Genomic DNA, 20,574 nt, shown 5'->3' on the forward strand with positions numbered 1-20,574 from the left:
TCTAACGGCTGTTGTTGATGGTTTCTATAATCTCTTCATTGTTGATAATACGCATTCCGTGACGATCGGAAGTTATCCCCTTTTCTAACAGATAAGGATAGACCGGACGGGATTCCTCGATTCTCGTGGGAAAATAGAAAAATTGGACATTCCGGTAATGCTCCTTTAAATCGTTAGCTGCTTCTATGATATGGGTAGATAGGAGGAAAAGACTGTCCCGACTCTCCGCGAAGCCCATGGATACGGCAACGGTTGCGTCGAAAGCGTCTTTCACGTTGGTTCCTTTAAACAGTTCGTCCATTATCAGTACCAGCCTTTTTCCCCGGTTCAACTCTTCGGCGACAGTCTTTACCCGTAAGACTTCCGAGTAGAAATGGCTGTATCCTACCAGCAGGTTATCGGATAAGTTAATGGAGGTGTACATGCCTTCCTGGAGGCTAAACTCCATCTCCCGTGCGGGTACGGGAAAGCCTAAATGAGCCAGGTATATAGCGATGCCGAAGGCTTTCATAAAGGTGGATTTTCCGGCCATATTGGCTCCGGTCAGGAAGAAAACGTTTTGTTCCGTATCTATTTGAATGGAATTGGCTACCGGAGACTCTACGTGGGGATGGTAAAGCCCTTCCATTCGAACGAAATTCTTTTTTTTCTCGCAGAGAAGCGCGTGGGTGAAATGTTTTTCGTTTGCCACGTTTGCCACGGACAGGTAAGCATCCATTTCGTAAATCATCCGCTCCAATGTTTTCATTTCCATAAAGACGGTTCGTCGTAACCGATAATCCAAATGGGCCATTTTAAAATAGGAGAGACGTTTTTTGTCCTTTTCTTTTTTCCACCAACGTATGTTTTTACTTTCCAGAATCGTTCTGAATACGGATCTCTCTTCTTGATAAACGGGAGTATTGTCGTCAAGCGTTTGCAGGAAGCTATTCAGAGAGTCTAACATTTTTACAGAGGAAAGAATACCGTCTTTGACAAAATCGAATTGGGCATCGTCCATGAAAAATTTTAAGATTCTCCATTTTATTATCCTGTAAAAGGAGAGAAGTTTGAAACGGGGAATCGGGACGTTAAAATAGGTATTGACCTCCTTCATGATAAAACTACCTACCGGGAGTTTTTTGTCGATACGTTGAAAATAACGGATGATCTCCCTTCTCCTCTCGATCTCCTTTGCATCGGTAGTGGGATTCATAAACAGAAGTTCGAGTGTCTGGCTGCCTCCCTGAGTTACCGTTCGGTTAAACGTGTTGAAAACGGATTCGTCTTTAAACTTGCCGAATAACTCTAAATCGTTTATCGTCTGTTTATCGACAAAAAAACGTCCTTCTTCTTTCGGAGAAGGAGGAACCTTCACCTTGCCTTGAATAATCTCGATGATCCGTTCATTGTTGATGATTCTCATTCCGAAACGGTCTTCCGTTATACCCGGTTGCAAGGTGTGCGGAAAGACGGGTTTTTCTCCCTTCATTAACGTGGAGAAGTAAGTGAACAAGATGTTGTCATAATGTCCTTTTAGGGCGACTCCGGCTTCCGTAATATGAGTGGATATCATGAAGATCGCTTTTTGGTACTTGGCAAATGCTTCCGTTACGGCATAAGTCCCGTCGTAGGCGTCTTTCACGTTCGTTCCCCGGAAAAGTTCATCGAAAATAATAACCAAGTCGTGTTGACGGTCTAAAAGTTCTGCTACTTTTTTTACCCGTTGAACTTCCGTGTAAAAATGGCTGTAACCCCGTTTTAATTGGTCGGGAAGGTTGATGGTGGTATATAATCCTCCTCGGAGAGAAAATTCCATAGACCGGGCGGGAACCGGAAATCCCATATGTGCCAGGTATAGAATAACGCCGAAGGCTTTCATAAAAGTAGATTTTCCGGCCATATTAGCCCCGGTTAAAAAGATGATCTGCTGGGAGGGGTCAATGGTCAGGTCGTTCGTCACGGCATTTTCCACGAAAGGGTGGTAAAGTCCTTTTATATCTATCAGCTGCTCTTGCTCCGGTAGGGGAATCGGAAAGGTAAAGTTGCGTGCGATGGCGGTTTGAGCGACAGCGATGTAGGCATCGAGAATAGAAAGATGAGTCATTAATCGGGACAGTATATCCCGGGCCCTGAAACGAAATATAGTATCGCAAGCAGCTGTTTTTTCATAATCGAATGTCTTTTGCCCGTTCTCTTTAAGAGTCCAAGCCAAACGTTCGTCGTCGACGATTTCTTTCATCTCCTCTATCATCGTTTTCAAAGGAGTTTCTTCTGTCGAATCTCTTTCTTCCGATACGAAGTTACGGACGGAGTTGATCAATCTGATTGTCAGCATGATTCCTTCCTGATTTCTCTTGTAATCCAAATCCATGCCGGATCTTCGTTTTAAATTTCCTTGTATGCTTGTGCTATTCGGGTCTATTCTGCTTTTTTCGCTTTGTTCCCCCAGGTAATTTTCCACGTTATTGATCAAGCTGCCCATAAAAGGGAAACTGCTTTTTTTATCATGGAAATAACGTATTACGGCTAAGCGTTTTCGGATTTCCTCCAGATCGGATATCGGTTGTTTAAACATGCTTTCCAGCAGTCTGGCTCCCGCGTTTGTACAGGTTTTGTTGAATAAACCGTATATGCTGCTATTTTTGTTTTTTCCGAATATACTCAGATCGTTTAAGGTTTGGTTATCTGTATAAAAAGTCATAAGTCGTGTTTATGGTTATTGATTGGTATTAGTTCGTATATTAAAGATTTTTTAAAGTTATGATGTTAAATGGATAAAAGGAATATATTTCGTTATTTTTAATTATTTGTAACTATTATATTTAATCACGAGTGTTTTACCATGATTTGCTTCTAATTTTGTTTGTTTATATTCTTCATGGTGACAAAAATATTGTTGAAACAGGGTATGACCTGTTTTCGTTTTGGATATACAGTAAAATGTATTACTTTTGTTCCAAATTATATCTTTACTCGAATGAATATTTAATTACTTCTTTTCAAAATCGGGGTTATACCTATGCCAGTAAACGGTTTTAAATAAGAAACCGGGCAGGTTTTTCGTTTAGAAAGTTGCTATTCGTGAATTTGATTCTTTATTATCACTTTTGCCCCGTGATTTCAACTATTTGAGTATTAATTGAGTAATTTATATAGAATGAGCATAGTTGTACGACGACTTACTTATCGACATGCCGACAAAGAGATGCTTTTTCAGGATCTTTCTTTTGCTGTAAAACGAGGCCAAAAAGTGGCTTTTGTCGGGAATAACGGAACCGGAAAGTCGACTTTAATGCGTGTTATAAACGGGGAGCTTTCCGCCGTGTCCGGGGAGATTATATGTAACGGAACAACGTATCATGTGCCGCAGCATTTCGGTCAATACGATCATCTGACGATAGCGGAGGTTTTGCGGATCGATAAAAAACTGACGGCCTTACGGGCCATTACGGGAGGCGATGTTTCGGAAGAACATTTTACGGTGCTCGGAGAGGATTGGGATATAGAAGAGAGGGCTCGGACGGCTTTGGAAATTTGGGATTTGGAGTATGTTTCGCTCTTCCGGCCGTTGGCAAGTCTTAGCGGAGGAGAGAAGACCCGGGTGTTGCTTGCGGGTATTCATCTGCATTCGCCTGAGATAATTTTGTTGGATGAGCCCACCAATCACTTGGATAGCGAGTGCCGTGAACGGTTGTATGGGCTTATACTAAACGCTAAAGCGACCATTGTCGTGATTAGCCATGACAGGGTATTATTGAATCTGATGTCATCGATTTACGAATTGGATAGAAGGGGAATAACTTACTACAATGGGAATTATGATTTTTATAAGACTCAGAAAGAGACTCTTATTCATGCGCTTTATTCTCAACTGGACGAAAAAGAAAAAGAATTGCGTCTGGCCCGTAAGGTCGCTCGGGAAACTGTCGAGCGCAAGCTGAAATTAGATGCCCGGGGAGAAAAAAGAAGTGCTAAAAAAGGGGTAAGCCGTATGGCGATGAACACTTTAAAGGACAGGGCAGAAAAGAGTACTTCAGCTTTGAAGGGAGTTCACGAGGAGAGGCAGAGGGGTATTACAGAGAAGTTGACGGAGGTTCGGGCCTGCCTGCCGGATATAAAGTCCATGAAAGTAGATTTTAAAACCTCGTCGTTACATACGGGAAAAATTTTAATCACGGCTCGGCATATTAATTTCGCTTATTCGTCTGTCCCTTTATGGGAAAAGGATTTGGATTTCCTGATAAAGAGCGGCGATCGGGTACTTATCCGGGGAAAAAACGGTTCAGGGAAAACAACCTTACTGCGGCTGATGACCGGAGAGTTGAATCCTTCCAGAGGGGCATTGACCCTTGAGGATTTTAAGTATGTTTATTTGGATCAGGAGTATTCGATCGTTAAAAATGATTTGTCCGTGTTTGAGCAGGTACGACGGTTTACCGCCGTGCGACAGGAACATGAAATCAAAACGATTTTGAATCGTTTTTTGTTTCCCATGCCGGTGTGGGAGAAAAGTTGCAGAAAGTTGAGCGGGGGAGAGAAGATGAAGTTGGCTCTTTGCTGTCTGATGGTCAGTGCCGATACCCCGGATGTTTTTATTTTGGACGAACCGACCAATAATATCGATATGCAGAATGTTGAAATTCTGACCGCTACCGTAAAGGATTTTCGGGGAACCGTGTTGGTGATTTCACACGATCCTTATTTTGTTGAACAAATCGGAGTAGACTACACGATAAACCTTTAATGAAAAGTATAATGGCTCTTTAACTCCGGGTAACATGTGTATTATCATTTTGAATTTAAAATACGAAGTTTAATTTTGTAACCGGAAAAGAGCGGAAGAAATTATTTCTCTTGTTTTCTTCGATGTCGTCGTATCTTAATTTATATTTGTAAAGGAATGATATTGAACCTGAATCAATCGAATGCGATTGATAATGGAGAGGTTAGAGAAAGGATGGGGAACACTTCCTAATAATAACAGAGGATAATACGTATAATAGAATGAAGAAATTGATCGGTTGCACGGATGTGGTTTTTGATATATTGAGAACAAAAAACAAGTGTTTGACGGATAGCGGTGAAGTGGATATGAATGCGCTTAAGAGAGCGGTAGGTGAACAAGAGGAGTGGTTGATCTCTTCTTTGTTGGAGAATGAGATATGCCGGAAACGTTTTTTTATTCGATGCGGTGCGGTTTATGTATTTAAGCAGAGAGATTTCGTTTTTTTTCTGGAGCAGGATATGCTGGATCACAGTTATACGAAATTTGAGAATAAAATCGGATTGGCTACCGGAAGAGGTAAACTATTGAAAGATTACGGAGAGGTGGTTTTGTACTTTCCGTTTAAAGATTGTGTACTCGAAGGAGGACAAAGCACGGAAGAGGGAGTGGACATTTATTTTGAAGCGAATGCCGATACATCCGATTACGTGGAGAAAAAGGCGAAGAGGAAAGAGGTGTTTTTCAATGCGGTCATAGGTAGTGAGGAGATAGATCGGTTGTTGGAACCTAAGGCTTTTGAAAACGTAAGGCGTAATACCGGAAACGGAGAGAAGCGATTTGCAGGATTTCAATACGATGAACGAGGAGTGATCAAGGATAATCTGGTCATAAAGGGAAATAACCTGTTGGCTCTGTACAGTTTGAAGGAACGTTTTTTGGGAAAGGTCAGGTTGATTTATATTGATCCCCCGTACAACACGGGAAACGATAGTTTTGGTTATAATGACAATTTCAACCATTCGACCTGGCTTGCTTTTATGCGTAATCGATTGGAGGTCGCCAAGGAGTTGTTGGCTGATGACGGGAGCATTTTGGTTCAATTGGATTGGAATGAGGTACATTATATGAAAATCCTGATGGATGAGGTATTCGGAAGAGAGAATTTCCGGAATGAAATTATCTGGTGTTACAATGGCCCGGGTTCACCTAAGATGAAACAATTGAACCGGAAACATGATAATATATTGTGGTATAGTAAAACCGGCAACTGGATTTTTAACGGGGACGATGTTAGGATGAAATCCGAAGTGCACGTGGGAGGTTTTAACGGGGAGATGAACAGTGACGTGAGTGAGGGGTACACGGAGAAGGGAAAAATTCCGGAAGATTGGTGGGAATTGTTCCACACGGAGGAGGATTTCGTGGAGGAGATGAAACGGATATTTGCCGAATATAAATTGAATTCCGATGCCGATTGGCTGAAGGCGGCGGTAGCGGCCCGAATAAGGGTGGACGGAGAGAAGAGGACTGGATATATCACGGAAAAACCCTATAAGTTAATGGAACGGTTGATTAAAATGACCACGAACGAGGGGGATATCGTTCTTGATTTCTTTGCCGGAAGTGCTACAACGGCTTATGTCGCCGACTATCTCAACCGTCGGTATATTGCCGTGGAACAATTGGAAGAGACGCAGGAGAAAATCAAGACCCGTCTGAAACATACGGAATACGTCTATTTCGAGTTGGCCAGAAATAACCAGAGAGCTATAGAGAAAATCAATACATGTAAAAATTACGATGAGTTGCTGGCTTTTTTTGAACGGATGTGCGAGCGCTATTTTTTGGATTACAACTTGAAGGTAAGAGAGTTTAGGGAAAAGGTCAGCCGGGAAGAAACTTTCATGGCTTTGCCTCTATGGAGGCAAAAAGAGATTTTCTGTAAAATGCTCGACTTGAATCAGCTTTATATCAACTACGCGGAGTTGGGGGATATCCGGTATACCGTGAAGGAGGAGGATGTTTTTGCCGCTAATGAATTTTATAAAAAATAAGATATGACCCATACGAGTTTAGGGAATCCGGCGAAGATCGATTATTTGTATGAAGAGTTGGAAAAGAGTAAGAAATATGTCGAGAACCCTATTGTTATACCTGAATACATCACCCGGAATCTGAAATTCGACCTGTTTTACTGGCAACGGGAGGCCCTGGAAAATTTTTTACTGAACGAGAGGAATAAGGAGAGAGGGAACCACCTGATGTTTAATATGGCTACCGGTACGGGTAAGACCTTGTTGATGGCGGCTTTATTACTCTATTACTATAAGCAGGGGTATCGTAAGGTGATCTTTTTTGTTAATCAGAACAACATTGTAGGCAAAACGGAAGATAATCTCTCCAATCCCGGACATAACAAATACCTGTTTCAGCCGATCATCACGATTGATCAGGAGACCGTGAATATAAAGAAGGTGGAGGTGTTTTCGGATCGGGATGATGTATTGGAGATAAAGTTTTGCAGCATACAAAAATTGCATAACGACGTCTATAATATAAAAGAGAATACCACGACCTTGCAGGAGTTGCAGGAGCGGGATATCATCATGATAGCGGATGAAGCGCATCATCTGAATGCCAACACGAAAAACGAAACGGGAGTATTGTATGGTCCGGATTTTAACACGGGCATATCGGAAACAAACGCGAAAGAGGAAGATATCGAAAGGGGATGGGAAAATACGGCCATACAGTTGCTGTTGAATAAATACGGTTATAGGGGTGACAGGCCGAACAAAAATATACTTTTGGAATTTACGGCTACTATCCCGGAGGTAAGGAGCGTGTTGCAAAAGTACGCGGATAAGACGGTTTATAAATTTCAGATTGAAGATTTCCTTCGGGCCGGATACACGAAAGAGATTCATTTAGTCAGCTCTTCTTTCGATAAACGGTTGCGAATATTGCAAGCATTATTGTTTAACTGGTATAGACAGGAAATTGCTATTAAGTTCCATTTATATGATTTTAAGTCGGTTATCCTTTTCCGGAGTAAAACTATTGAAGCTTCCCAGACGGATTTTGCCTTTTTTAGAGAGTTGATAGATAATTTGAGTATTTCCGATTTCGATTTTATCGGGACGGTTAAGGAAGAGGAGCTGGATAGGATGAAGGAGGTTTACCGAAGAGGACAAAGCCGGATTGTGGATATCAGGCGTTATATTGCGGACAACCGTGTTGAAGTTCAAAGTATAATCGAATTTTTGCAGACCCACTTTAAGGTTCAAAATTGCATTATAACCAATTCTTCCGATAGAACGGCTAAGGGGAAAGGGAAAGGAGAAGAGAAAACGACGGAAAGCCAGGATCGTTTATTGAACAATCTGGAAGATAGAAATAATATCATCCGGGCTGTATTTTCCGTGCAAAGATTGACGGAGGGATGGGATGTTCTAAACCTGTATGATATCGTACGATTGTATGAAGGACAGAATACGGGGGGCAGCAATGTAAAGAAATCGGCAACCAGTCGGGCGACGACCCAGGAGGTACAGTTGATAGGCAGAGGAATAAGGTATTATCCGTTTTCTTATGGAGATAAGGAGAGAGGAAGACGGAAATTTGACGATGATCTGACCCATGAATTGAGGGTATTGGAGGAATTTTATTTTCATAGCGATAACGATGAGCGCTATATAGGGGACCTGATTCAGGAGTTGAAACGGAAAAATTTGATAGAGGACAGGAAGATACGTAAGGTATTTGGACTGAAAGAAGCGTTCCGTGCCTGCGAATTTTACCGGAAGGCGAAGCTGTTTAAGAACGAACGGATCGTCAATCCTTTCAGGCAGAAGAAAAGTCTGGATCAGATCGAAAAGGAGTGGTATTTTGCCTGTACAATTATAGAAGAACAGAAAGAGGCTAAAATTCTTTTTGATGATAACCGGGACGATGAGGATAAATATGTCGATCATGCTGAATCCAAGACGCTACTGATAACGATTAGGGATATGGAACGTCATATCGTTATGAAGGCGATCAATCGATTGTCTAAGCAGGTGGATTCTGTCTATCGGATAGGAAATTTGTCTAAGGAATTGAAGGTCGAATCTATCGATGAACTGTATGATAGCGGCCTATTGGCGGGACTTCCTCTCTCCGTAACGACGAATCGGGCATTGACCCATAACGACTATCTGAAGATTGCAATCCGTTTCTTCGAACAGCTGGAACAGGAGATAAAAAAGTATTCGCGACCTTATACCGCCACCTGCTTTAAATCGGTTGCTTTGGCGGATGTATTTGAAAAATCTAAAGAAAAGCTGGTTGAGGCGAATTATGATAAAGAGTACGAAAAGAGTATGGTTGCGAACGATTGGTATGTGTTGGATGCGTTTGTGGGGACGGATGAAGAACGTGATCTTTTGGAATTCATAAAAGGATACATCGGTAATTTGAAAAGTCGTTACGATGAGGTATACCTGTTGCGTAACGAAGAGATATATAAAATATATGATCGCGAGGGACGAGGGTTTATGCCTGATTTTCTGTTGTTCCTGAGAAAGGGAGATGACTATTTTCAGGTATTTGTGGAACCCAAAGGGAGTGACCGCCTGAAAACGGATCAATGGAAGAATGATTTTTTGCAAGCCATAACGACAGAGGATCAAAATTATATAGATCGATCTTTGATGCAGCAAGGGAATAAAAGTTATCGGTTGATAGGTATACCTCTTTATAATTCGACTAATACAAAGAAAGAGGTGGAGACTTGTTTCGTCCGCCATCTTTTGTCTTAAATAAATAATTGAAAATGAGTGAGATTGTACGACCTTCAGTTTGTGATTACGATGAATTGACCGACCTCTGGGAAGCCTCGGTTCGGGCTACTCATGATTTTCTTGCGGAGGAGGATATTCGTTTTTTTAAGCCTTTGGTGCGGAATCAATATCTTGATGCCGTATCGCTCTTTGTCATTCGGGGGAATGAGGGGCGAATTCTGGCTTTTATGGGAATTCGGGAAGATATGCTTGAAATGTTGTTTGTCCATCCCGGAGTACAAAGAACGGGATTGGGGCGACGTTTATTGCATTATGCCGTGCAATGCAGAGGAATTTCTAAGGTTGACGTAAACGAACAGAATGAAAATGCGCTCTGTTTTTACGAGCGGATGGGCTTTGAAGTAACCGGGAGGAATGCAACGGATGCTTTTGGAAAACCGTTCCCTATTCTGCATATGAGCTTGAAAAGCGAAGGCTCTTCGAGAGAATAGGGGTAATTTCGCCCATATTTAGAGATTGGTGAATATTTTAATTTACGATTGAGTGCTGATCTTACCCTCTTTAAATCGCCAACCCCTCAATCTTAGAATCCCTCAATGGTTAATTCGTTAATTTCCTTAGATGTTCCTCCAATTTAAACATTTCGTCCCGTAGACGAGCGGCTTCCAGAAAATCTGTTTCTTTAGCCGCTTTTTGCATGGCGGCTTTGGTTTTTTGTAGCATTTTTTCTATTTCCGGTTTGCTCATGTAGGCGACGACTGGGTCGGCAGCCGTATTTACGTGCTCTTCTTCGACATAGGCGCGAGAAGTCTCTTTTAAGACCGATTCGGTGGTTTTATGAACTTGAGTCGGCGTAATACCGTGCTGGCGATTGTATTCCGTTTGCTTCTCCCGGCGGTATCTTGTTTCGTCGATGGTCTCTTGCATGGAGCGGGTAACGGTATCGGCATACATGATGACCTTTCCGTTCAGATTACGGGCAGCCCTGCCTGAAGTCTGGATCAGCGAACGGGTAGACCGCAGGAAACCCTCTTTATCGGCATCCAAAATGGCGACTAAAGAGACTTCCGGCATATCCAGTCCTTCCCGTAACAGGTTTACGCCGACGATGACATCGATGACTCCTTTCCGAAGGTTTTCGATGATTTGTACCCGTTCGAGCGTATCTACGTCCGAATGAATGTATTGACATTTGATGCTGATACGGTCGAGGTATTTGCTCAGCTCCTCCGCCATGCGTTTGGTGAGGGTCGTGACCAATACCTTCTCGTTAAGCTCTATTCGTTTCTGTATTTCGTTTATGAGATGATCTATTTGATTCTTACTGGGTACAACCTCTATTTCCGGATCCAGGATGCCCGTCGGGCGGATGATTTGCTCCACGACGACCCCGTTGCATTTTTCCAGTTCGTAATCGGCGGGTGTGGCACTGACGTATATGGTTTGTCCCGTGTTGGCCTCGAACTCTTCGAACGTGAGCGGCCGGTTGTCGAAGGCGGCCGGGAGACGGAATCCGTATTCCACCAGAGTCTGCTTGCGGGAGTGATCTCCCCCGTACATGGCCCTCACCTGGGGAAGAGTAACATGGGATTCGTCGACCACGAGTAAAAAATCCCGGGGAAAGTAATCCAGCAGGCAAAACGGACGTATGCCTGCGGCTCTTCCGTCGAAATAACGGGAATAATTTTCTATTCCGGCACAATACCCTAACTCGCGTATCATCTCCACATCGTATTTTACCCGTTCTTCCAATCGTTTGGCTTCAAAATGTTTTCCGATGGATTTTAGAAAATCGACCTGTACGATCAAATCTTGCTCTATATCGTGTATGGCTTTGGCAACGGTGGCCTTGTCCGTCACGAAAAGATTGGCGGGATAGATGTTTAAGGTTTCTAAAGTATCTATTATTTTTCCGGTTTGGGGACTGAAAGAGGAGATCCGGTCGATCTCATCCCCCCAAAATTCGAGTCGGTAAGCTATGCCGTCGAAAGTTTCAATCGAAGGGAATATGTCTACCGTTTCCCCTTTGGCACGGAATGAGCCTCTTTTGAATTCCAATTCGTTATTGGCATATAGAGCATCCACCAACCTGCGAAGTAGTTGGTTTCTTGCAATCTTCATCCCGGTTCGCAACCTGATCGTGTTGGCCCCGAAAGCGGTCGGATCTGCCATTCCATATAAACAGGAGACGGAAGATACGACAATGACATCCCGACGTCCGGATAGCAGGGAAGCGGTAGCCCGTAGACGGAGCTTATCTATTTCATCGTTGATAGCAAGATCTTTCTCGATATACGTGTTGGTAACGGGTAAATAGGCCTCCGGTTGATAGTAATCGTAGTAGGAAACGAAATATTCTACGGCATTTTCCGGAAAAAATGCCTTGAATTCCCCGTATAACTGGGCCGCTAACGTCTTATTATGGCTTAGAATCAGGGTCGGGCGTTGTATTTTTTGGATTACATTGGCAACGGTAAATGTTTTTCCCGATCCGGTTACCCCGAGTAAGACCTGACACGGATCACTCCCCTCGATGCCTTTCACGAGTTGCTCTATGGCCTCCGGTTGGTCTCCGGTCGGCGTATACTGTGACGTTAACTTGAACATGGATCTGTGCGATTGATGTTAACCGAGTTTACTCAAAAATTTCACGGGATTGATGATAAAACGATCATGAACAGCCGTACCGATTGTTGCGGTTTCATCCCATGCCTCGATTTCAAAGCGAATGCGACGTCCTTCTGTTTCCGTAATGGTTGCCTTACATCCTACTTTTTTACCGACGGGAGTGGCTTTCACGTGCTTCACGTTGATTTCTATACCGACCGTGTCGTTTTCGGCTTCCAACATGCCTTCTAAACATTTGATAGCGGTATTTTCCATTAAACCGACCATGGCAGGGGTTGCGAACACCTCTAATTTACCCGATCCGTACACGGCTGCGGTATCTTCATGTCTCACGATAATCTCCTGAGTAAAAGAGAATCCTATCTTTATTTCCATAACTTTATTTGTATTTGACATACAAAGTTACTGAATTATCTGGCCCATACCATGTTTTTGAGGATTTTTGACGGTTGATCTCTGCTTTTATCGAATGGAGACGGACCCTTTGTTTCTATTCCGGTTATTTTTCTTCTTTACAGTGTGGTATTTGATCCGTGCTGTAAATCTTTTCCAATGGTTTTCGGCTTGCTTGGGGATGAATGAGAAGTTCGTATTAATTGCGTATATCGTCCGTATGCTCGTTTATGCCGGAAAAATCGAACACGTTTTCTTCTTTGAAAATTTCCTGACTCTTTTGACGAGGTTATAAAGAATTTTTACCTCGGATTAAAACTCCGAGGTAAAGTGGAAGAGCAACTTTTTATAGTTATTCTGTGCCATTTGAAGCATGTATTGCGATTCGGCTAAGAATACGTCCCGTCCCCACTTGTCTTTAGCCAAATACTGGGCTTTATGGAGCTTAAAGTCTTCTAACTCTTTGTAATCTAACGCTTCGATCCAGCACGCTTTGTAAAGGTTGATGTTTTCCCAGCGACAGGCGGCACCGTACTCGTGGAGTAAGCGGTATTCTATTACCTCGAATTGTAAGGCTCCCACCGTCCCGATGATTTTTCGGTTATTAAATTGGTTGACAAATAATTGGGCGACACCTTCGTCCATTAATTGATCGATTCCTTTGGCTAACTGTTTGGATTTCATCGGATCGGCATTCTCGATGTATTTGAAGAGTTCGGGCGAGAAGCTGGGAATTCCTTTGAAATGCAGTTTTTCTCCTTCCGTCAGGGTGTCTCCGATCTTAAAATTACCCGTGTCATGCAAGCCGACGATATCACCGGGATAGGCTTCGTCGATGATGGATTTTTTAGAAGCCATAAAAGCGGTAGGGGTAGAGAATTTTAAATTTTTTCCCAATCCCACGTGCAGGTAATTGGTGTTCCGCTTGAATATGCCGGAGCATACCTTCACGAAAGCAATGCGGTCCCGGTGGTTTGGGTCCATGTTGGCGTGGATCTTAAAGATAAATCCGGTAAATTTATCCTCTTCCGGGCGGACTATTCGTTCTTCCGTCTCCCGGGGAAGCGGCGAGGGGGCTATTTCGATAAAACAATCCAGCATCTCCCGGATACCGAAATTATTTAAAGCCGAACCGAAAAAGACGGGAGCCACCGTGGCATCCAAGTACTCCTTGCGGTTTATACCCGGATATACTTCCCGAACCAACTCTAAATCGTCCCGCAATTGTTGGGCACTCCGTTCTCCGATGTACTCGTCCAGTTCCGGGCTATCGATATCGTTCAGTTCGATACCGTCCTGTATGGTTTGTACGCTGGCCGAATAGAGGCATAAATTCTGTTTGTGGAGGTTGTAAATACCTTTAAAGGTATCACCGCTGCCGATAGGCCAACTTAAAGGATTTACCTTGATTTGCAACTCCTTTTCGATGTCGTCCAGTATATCGAAAGGATCGTTTGCCGGCCGGTCCAGTTTATTGATAAAAACAATAACGGGAGTTTTGCGCATCCGGCATACCTGCATCAGTTTGCGGGTTTGGGTTTCCACACCCTTGGCGGCGTCGATCACGATAATCACGCTGTCGCAGGCCGTCAATACCCGGAAAGTGTCTTCGGCGAAGTCCTGGTGACCGGGGGTATCCAAGATATTAATTTTGACGTCTTTGTATTCGAACCCCATCACGGAGGTGGCCACTGAAATACCTCTTTGTCTTTCGATTTCCATAAAGTCCGAGGTAGCCGTTTTTTTAATCTTGTTCGATTTAACCGCTCCGGCAATATGAATGGCTCCCCCGAAAAGGAGTAATTTTTCCGTTAAGGTCGTTTTACCCGCATCCGGGTGGCTGACAATGCCAAAAGTACGTCTTCTTAATATCTCTTCAGTAAAACCCATGTATTTCCGTGTGAATATATACGACTATTTTTTGCGGCTGCAAAGATAATGATTTGAGTATTTAATTTAAGGTTTAAGGCAGAAAAATTGCGGACGTAAAAATATCGAGTCTATTTTCCATTACGTTTAAAACGTTATCGCTTGTTTTTTTCGTAAAGTATAACCGGAATAAAAATATTTTTTATATTTACTACAATTCACATTCATCCTTTGATTGATTTGGTGGTGTCTATATAAAAAGGAAAATTATGCAACTAAAAAGAGTTATTACTGTAGCTCGTTACGAAAGACGATTATTAGGACGTAATTGGATAGTTCGAATTTTACTGGTATGGGGAATAATTGCCATTATCGGGGAACAATACTTGCTTCAAGGAGATCAGGACGTCAATCGGTTTATGATTGCCCTACCGGGCGCAATACCTTACGTGAATACCTATCTTTTCACTCTACTTCAATCGATACTGGTGATTTTGGCCGTTGTAGAATGGCGTCGAAGGGAGAAGAGCAGGGACACGTTGGAATCCGGGCGGGTAAGGTCAGTCGGTAATACGGAATACTTGTGGGGTAAAGGATTGGGAATTATTGTGTTGCTTTCTATATTTCAATTATTCTCTTTACTGTTGGCCATGGGAATAAACCTGTTCGCGAGTGAGTCTCCCTTTTGTTTCTGGGATTATCCTTTCTATTGGTCGACACTCTCTTTTCCGGCATTGATTTTTATGACAGGATTATCGATTTTTGTGACGGGGTGGATTCGGAATACGGGTCTTGGTCTTGTCGTTTTATTTACTTTTTTCTTGGGAACGCTATATTATTTAACCGATTTAGGACATGGTATTTGGGACTTCACATCGACAGATATACCCAATGTATTCTCGGACGTGACAGACTGCATGGGGATAATAGCTTATATCTCATATCGTTTCATTTATTTGACACTTGGCGTAGGCTTGTTGTTATGGTCGATAGGAGGAGAGTGTCGTTTGCCGAACGGAAGGAAGGAGATTCGGTACGGGTATTTGATGGGTGCGGTTCTTGTGATGCTGGGTTCGGGCACGGGTATTTTCCATTCGGTTCGTTACTGGCAGGATGAGACTACCCGTAAAATTTACTTGAAATTCGCTTTACAACATACTCCCTCTCCCTTTATTCGGGTCAATCGTCATGATCTGGAGGTAGAACAAAAGGGAAATCAAATTTTGGGAAAGAGTCGGTTGGAAATTATTAACCGGGATAAATCGCCCGTGGAACAATGGGTTCTGTATTTGAATCCCGGTTTACAAATTATTTCTTTTAACGAGTCTTCCGGACAGTCGGTGGAGTATGATCGGGAGAATCAAATCGTTGTGGTAAAGCGACCGTTAAAAGGTGGGGATACCTGTACTTTTAGCCTGACTTACAAGGGGAAGATCGATGAACGGGTGTGTTATCTCGAGGTTCCCTCGGCAGATTATTGGCATATGCAATGGTATAATTGTCCGATGCGCTTCGGAAAACGTTATGCCTTTGTGGGGGATAAATACACGTTGTTAACTCCGGAATGTCTTTGGTATCCGGTGGCGGTATCCCCGGTGAATCTCTCTTTCCTTCATGCAACGGGAAAAGATTTCACGGATTTTCGACTTCGGGTTTTTGATCCGAGCCGACGGAGTGTGGTATCACAGGGAGAAAGAATACGTGAGGGAGATTCGGTACGATTTTATAATTGGCAACGTTTACAGGGGGTGACATTGTGCATGGGAAATTTCGAGAGCCGTTCCGTCAGGGTGGATTCCGTCATGTTTGAATTATACAGTTTTAAAGGACACGACCAACTGTCGCCTTTGTTTAAAAACATGACGACGGAAGAGTTCCAAAACGTGTTAAAAAGATCCATGGGTAGATTGAAATTGAAAGACTACCCGTTTCGAAAGCTTGTGATGTTAGAGACCCCGGTATCTTTTGCGGTAAATTCCAGGTCATGGAAATCCGTCGGTGAATGTGTACAGCCAGAGCTTGTCTTATTTCCGGAGAGATGGTATCCTGTAAGATGGATGAACGTGAAGAATTCGTTTCGGAGTTTTGAAGAGAATTACCAAAGACAGTTAACTATGGGTATAGTGAGTAATCGTTCTTTCGAGGAGGAATTTTTAGCTTTTTTTATATATTATCTTACGTCTCAAAAGGTGTCCATGGGAATAAATAATGTTTTTATTCCCGCTTTTGCCGAAGGTTTTCGGGTTCCGCGATTGGAACCTAACGGGCAATATGTATCGCCGTTGTTTTTTAATTATTCCGGTTATTTTTTTTCGAACGATTATCCGATTATGGATAAGGTTATGTTTACCCTCTTGGAACGGAAAAGGGCCGGGAGAGCAGATTTTAACGGAAGTGATGAGATGCTGAAAGCTGATCGATATTTATCCACTCGTAGCTTGGAGGATGCCTTACGAGATACTTTTATTCCGGATCCTGTTTTTGAAGCGATTCTTATGCTAAAAATGAATTATATTAAAGACTATGTCTCTCTTAGCATACCAGAAAAAGAGTTTTATCTCTTTGTTGAAGAGTTTAAATCTCTCTATCCTTTTCAGGAAATGGACTTTAACGAGTTTATGCGAAAATTGAAATCGGAAAAGGGAGTGGACTTGGAAAAAATATTACCGGACTGGTTTCGTGGACGAGAAATCCCCGCTTATCTGATAAAAGATATCGGGGTGGATAAGGTGATTACCGATGAAGAGGAGGATATGTACAGGGTACGTTTTAAAATAAAAAATACCGGTAAAGTGGATGGTATTGTAAATTTGTCTTTATCTCTTGCCGATTTTGACAAGATGACATATTGTTACTTTATTCCGGCAGGGGAGAGTAAAGAGATTAAAAAGCTTGTAAAGACAAAACAGTTGAATTATGAATTGAATTTAAATCTCTCCTCCAATATACCTCACGGGTATACGGAAGTCCTTTATAAGGAACCGGATGAGGTCCGGGATACGGCGGATGGTATTTTTGATATAGACGATAGTGTTTTTGCTCCGGCCCCGGATGAATTTATCGTGGATAATGAAGATCCCGGTTTCCAATTGGTGGAAGCGGACAAACGGCAGCGTCTGTTTGAAAAGGAGAGTCGGAAGGAGAAAAAATACCAGTTTGATTATATCGCCTTACGCGATATGGGACAGCTTTTACCGACTCGCTGGACTTATTGTGCGGGAAGTTCCGGAATTTACGGAAATGTAGTTCGGAGTCTGGTATATAAAAAGGCAGGAGAAGGAAAAGCCAAGGCGATTTGGAAAACAGACTTGCCAAAGAGCGGGGTGTACGAACTGTTTGTTTACATTGGAGCGTATCAAGTGAGAATGGATGGGGAGCCCGTACAGAATTACGAGCTGACAGATCGTGATGGAATAAGGCAGGTCTCGGTGAAGACGGAAGAGGGCAAGGGATGGCTTTCTTTGGGTGAATTTGACCTTTCTGCCGGAGAGAATCAAATCGTGTTAAGCGATAAAGGAGTGGAGGAAGAACAGGTGATCTATGCCGATGCGGTGAAATGGAAATTTATGGGTGATAAATAATTTATTTTAATAATTTTTGTTTTAAAATTGTTTTGGGAAATATGTCATATATGCTTCGGCAAGCGGAGTATTGGTCTTTTCGAAAAAAGGAATGAAAACACAGGAAATTACGGTTGGGAATCAAACGGAAATTAATGTGGTCATGCATAAAACAAAAGAAAAAAAGAAATAGACAAAACACGCTGGTGTGGGAGTTCCGGGTAATTAAACTATCCGGAACTTTTTATTGAATTTTCAAATTACCTCCCTATCTTTGTATACGAGTATAACTTCTTGCAATTTATATCGTTTGAAAGGTTATTACGGAGTTAGCATGAAGAGATTAAAAACTTGAAAGAATGAAAAAATATATAGGAGCGCACGTGAGCGCATCGGGAGGAGTAGAGAATGCTCCGTTAAATGCTCATGAGATCGGGGCCACGGCTTTTGCCCTCTTTACGAAAAATCAGCGGCAATGGAAGGCAGCACCGCTTTCGGCTGAAAACATAGTCCTTTTTAAGGAGCGTTGCGAACAATGGGGATATATGCCTAAGCAGATATTGCCGCACGATAGCTATCTGATTAACTTAGGGCACCCCGAAGCGGGTGCTTTGGAGAAATCGAGAGAGGCGTTTTTGGACGAGATGCAGCGTTGTGAGCAGTTGGGACTGGATCGGTTGAATTTTCATCCGGGAAGTTCCTTAAAAGAGATCACCGACGAGGAGTGCCTGCAACGGATTGCTGAATCCATCAATTGGGCGTTGAGCAAGACCGAAGGGGTAAGTGCCGTTATCGAGAACACGGCCGGACAAGGCTCTAATTTGGGTTACCGGTTCGAGCAAATCGCTTACGTCATCGACCGGGTGGAAGATAAAAGCCGGGTGGGGGTATGTATCGATACCTGTCATGCTTTTGCTGCGGGATACGATTTGTCGACATCCTCCGGTTTCACGGAAACTTTCGAGCATTTCGACCGGGTGATCGGTTTTAAATACCTGATGGGAATGCACTTGAACGATGCCAAAAAAGGATTGGGCTCACGGGTGGACCGCCATGAAAGTATCGGTAAAGGCGGGTTGGGGATAGAGACATTTAAGATGATTATGCAGGATCCTCGTTTCGACGATATTCCGCTTATCTTGGAGACTCCCGACGAATCGTTATGGCCGGAAGAGATAGAGATGTTGAAAGGATTTGTAAAGGATTGATCGATTTAGGGATTAGGTGATTTAGGGATTAGGTGATTTAGGGATTAGGTGATTTAGGGATTAGGTGATTAAAAGATTGGGTGATTGAGAGGTTATATGGTTTTGGGATCGGATCTTCTGACCGGTGGATTGCAGAACTGTTTTAAAAGTGTGTAACGGGTGCGAAATAACGAATAAAACAGATAAAGTATGAAGATTTTGCATACTTCGGATTGGCATTTGGGAAAACGTTTGAACGAACGGGAACGGATGGCCGAGCAGATAGAGGTAATGGACGAGATTGTACGTATTGCCGGGGAGGAGCGGGTGGATGCCGTCGTGGTGGCCGGAGATCTTTTCGATACTTACAATCCTCCGGTGGAAGCCATCGAATTGTTATACCGTACCCTCTATCGGTTGGCAGACAGGGGACGTCGTTTGGTGGTGGCCATTGCCGGAAATCACGATTCGCCGGACCGGATTGACTCTCCCGACGTGCTGGCTAAAGAGTGCGGTATATTTTTCGTGGGTAATCCCATGACGGAGTTAAGGACCTCCGTTATCGAAGGAGAGGTAAGCCTGATAGAGGCTGACCGGGGATACGCTGCTTTCCGTCTTCCGGGATACGATTATTCGTTGCGGATTATACATACTCCATACACGAATGAGCAACGACTGAAGAAGTTTTTAGGAACAGAGGATCGACCTGCCCGTTTGCGGGAAGAGTTGGCCGAACACTGGCAGGAAACAGCCAAATGCTATTGTGACGATTCGGGTGTAAATCTACTGATCGCCCATCTTTTTGTAATGAGGGAAGGAGGCGAGGTTCCTGAAGAGCCCGAAGATGAACGTCCTATTCAGGTGGGAGGTGCCGATGCGGTATATTCCTCCATGATTCCGGCTGCCGTACAATACGCGGGATTGGGCCATCTGCACCGGTATCGGATGATCGATACGGTTCCCTGTCCGGTAGTTTATAGCGGTAGCCCGTTAAGTTACAGTTTTAGCGAGGCGGAACAACAGAAGTATGTTGTGTTGGTGGAGGTAGAACCCGGAAAGGCTCCATCGGTCGAAAGAAGGGTTTTAAAAAGCGGTTGTCCGCTGGTCAGGAAAAGATTTTATGGAGCCGGAGAAGCTATCCGGTGGTTGAATGAAAATCCCGATGTATGGGTCGAGTTGACCGTGGTAACGGATACTTACCTGACGGCGGCGGAGACAAGAGCCATATACGCCGCTCACGACCGGATCGTATGGTTGATTCCGGAAGTGAAGAACGAGTCGCTAACGGCAGCCCGTGCCGTTTCGATTCATGAATTGCGTTCGGACGTGAACGCATTGTTTGCCGAGTATTTTAAAAGCCGGAAGGGACAGGAACCCAACAAGGAACTGATGACACTCTTTCAGGAGGTACTGGCTAAAAATAAAGAACGATAACGTGCTATTAATTA

The 20,574-nt window shown here is 43.3% G+C and carries 11 protein-coding genes; 7 read left to right on the plus strand and 4 right to left on the minus strand.

What is annotated here, in order from left to right:
• Window position 1: 1 nt before the first annotated feature.
• On the minus strand, window positions 2-2,683 hold the full coding sequence (locus DMB45_RS01790) for a MutS-related protein (protein WP_110688385.1): 2,682 nt from the start codon (window positions 2,681-2,683) through the stop codon (window positions 2-4).
• Between the two features lie 456 nt (window positions 2,684-3,139).
• On the opposite strand from DMB45_RS01790, the gene DMB45_RS01795 reads away from it, so the two are divergent.
• The 4 genes from DMB45_RS01795 to DMB45_RS01810 all read left to right on the plus strand — a co-directional run bounded on the left by DMB45_RS01795 (window position 3,140) and on the right by DMB45_RS01810 (window position 9,980).
• A complete protein-coding gene (locus tag DMB45_RS01795; protein ID WP_110688386.1) occupies window positions 3,140-4,726 on the plus strand; it encodes an ABC-F family ATP-binding cassette domain-containing protein in 1,587 nt (528 codons plus the stop codon).
• 260 nt (window positions 4,727-4,986) lie between these two features.
• A complete protein-coding gene (locus DMB45_RS01800) occupies window positions 4,987-6,762 on the plus strand; it encodes a DNA methyltransferase (protein WP_052634682.1) in 1,776 nt (591 codons plus the stop codon).
• A 3-nt stretch (window positions 6,763-6,765) separates the two neighbouring features.
• The gene (locus DMB45_RS01805; RefSeq protein ID WP_052634680.1) at window positions 6,766-9,507 is read left to right on the plus strand and encodes a DEAD/DEAH box helicase family protein; all 2,742 of its coding nucleotides are present in this window, start codon (window positions 6,766-6,768) and stop codon (window positions 9,505-9,507) included.
• 14 nt (window positions 9,508-9,521) lie between these two features.
• Entirely contained in the window at window positions 9,522-9,980 is a 459-nt protein-coding gene (locus tag DMB45_RS01810; protein ID WP_041503761.1) for a GNAT family N-acetyltransferase, read from the plus strand.
• Window positions 9,981-10,089: 109 nt separating this feature from the next.
• Here DMB45_RS01810 and uvrB read toward each other — a convergent pair whose 3' ends face one another.
• From uvrB to DMB45_RS01830, 3 genes are all read right to left on the minus strand, one after another.
• The gene (gene uvrB / locus DMB45_RS01815; RefSeq protein WP_041503760.1) at window positions 10,090-12,096 is read right to left on the minus strand and encodes an excinuclease ABC subunit UvrB; all 2,007 of its coding nucleotides are present in this window, start codon (window positions 12,094-12,096) and stop codon (window positions 10,090-10,092) included.
• Window positions 12,097-12,114: 18 nt separating this feature from the next.
• Window positions 12,115-12,492: a thioesterase family protein gene (locus DMB45_RS01820; RefSeq protein WP_041504061.1), complete on the minus strand. Its 378-nt coding sequence runs from the start codon at window positions 12,490-12,492 to the stop codon at window positions 12,115-12,117.
• A gap of 330 nt (window positions 12,493-12,822) precedes the next feature.
• Window positions 12,823-14,400, minus strand: a complete 1,578-nt coding sequence (locus DMB45_RS01830; protein WP_041503758.1) for a peptide chain release factor 3 — start codon at window positions 14,398-14,400, stop codon at window positions 12,823-12,825.
• Window positions 14,401-14,648: 248 nt separating this feature from the next.
• Here DMB45_RS01830 and DMB45_RS01835 point away from each other — a divergent pair, with 248 nt between their 5' ends.
• The 3 genes from DMB45_RS01835 to DMB45_RS01845 all read left to right on the plus strand — a co-directional run bounded on the left by DMB45_RS01835 (window position 14,649) and on the right by DMB45_RS01845 (window position 20,560).
• Window positions 14,649-17,960, plus strand: a complete 3,312-nt coding sequence (locus DMB45_RS01835) for a golvesin C-terminal-like domain-containing protein (RefSeq protein ID WP_041503757.1) — start codon at window positions 14,649-14,651, stop codon at window positions 17,958-17,960.
• Between the two features lie 338 nt (window positions 17,961-18,298).
• The gene (gene nfo, locus DMB45_RS01840; protein ID WP_110688387.1) at window positions 18,299-19,147 is read left to right on the plus strand and encodes a deoxyribonuclease IV; all 849 of its coding nucleotides are present in this window, start codon (window positions 18,299-18,301) and stop codon (window positions 19,145-19,147) included.
• Between the two features lie 189 nt (window positions 19,148-19,336).
• Entirely contained in the window at window positions 19,337-20,560 is a 1,224-nt protein-coding gene (locus DMB45_RS01845; RefSeq protein ID WP_041503755.1) for a metallophosphoesterase family protein, read from the plus strand.
• Window positions 20,561-20,574 lie beyond the last annotated feature (14 nt).

Origin of the sequence: Sanguibacteroides justesenii (assembly GCF_003204205.1) — a bacterium.
Taxonomy (GTDB): Bacteria; Bacteroidota; Bacteroidia; order Bacteroidales; family Marinifilaceae; genus Gabonibacter; species Gabonibacter massiliensis.

Coding starts and splice junctions, on each gene's coding strand:
- DMB45_RS01790 (WP_110688385.1), bottom strand. CDS start 2,683: ATGACTTTTTATACAGATAACCAAACCTTAAACGATCTGAGTATATTC.
- DMB45_RS01795 (WP_110688386.1), top strand. CDS start 3,140: ATGAGCATAGTTGTACGACGACTTACTTATCGACATGCCGACAAAGAG.
- DMB45_RS01800 (WP_052634682.1), top strand. CDS start 4,987: ATGAAGAAATTGATCGGTTGCACGGATGTGGTTTTTGATATATTGAGA.
- DMB45_RS01805 (WP_052634680.1), top strand. CDS start 6,766: ATGACCCATACGAGTTTAGGGAATCCGGCGAAGATCGATTATTTGTAT.
- DMB45_RS01810 (WP_041503761.1), top strand. CDS start 9,522: ATGAGTGAGATTGTACGACCTTCAGTTTGTGATTACGATGAATTGACC.
- uvrB (WP_041503760.1), bottom strand. CDS start 12,096: ATGTTCAAGTTAACGTCACAGTATACGCCGACCGGAGACCAACCGGAG.
- DMB45_RS01820 (WP_041504061.1), bottom strand. CDS start 12,492: ATGGAAATAAAGATAGGATTCTCTTTTACTCAGGAGATTATCGTGAGA.
- DMB45_RS01830 (WP_041503758.1), bottom strand. CDS start 14,400: ATGGGTTTTACTGAAGAGATATTAAGAAGACGTACTTTTGGCATTGTC.
- DMB45_RS01835 (WP_041503757.1), top strand. CDS start 14,649: ATGCAACTAAAAAGAGTTATTACTGTAGCTCGTTACGAAAGACGATTA.
- nfo (WP_110688387.1), top strand. CDS start 18,299: ATGAAAAAATATATAGGAGCGCACGTGAGCGCATCGGGAGGAGTAGAG.
- DMB45_RS01845 (WP_041503755.1), top strand. CDS start 19,337: ATGAAGATTTTGCATACTTCGGATTGGCATTTGGGAAAACGTTTGAAC.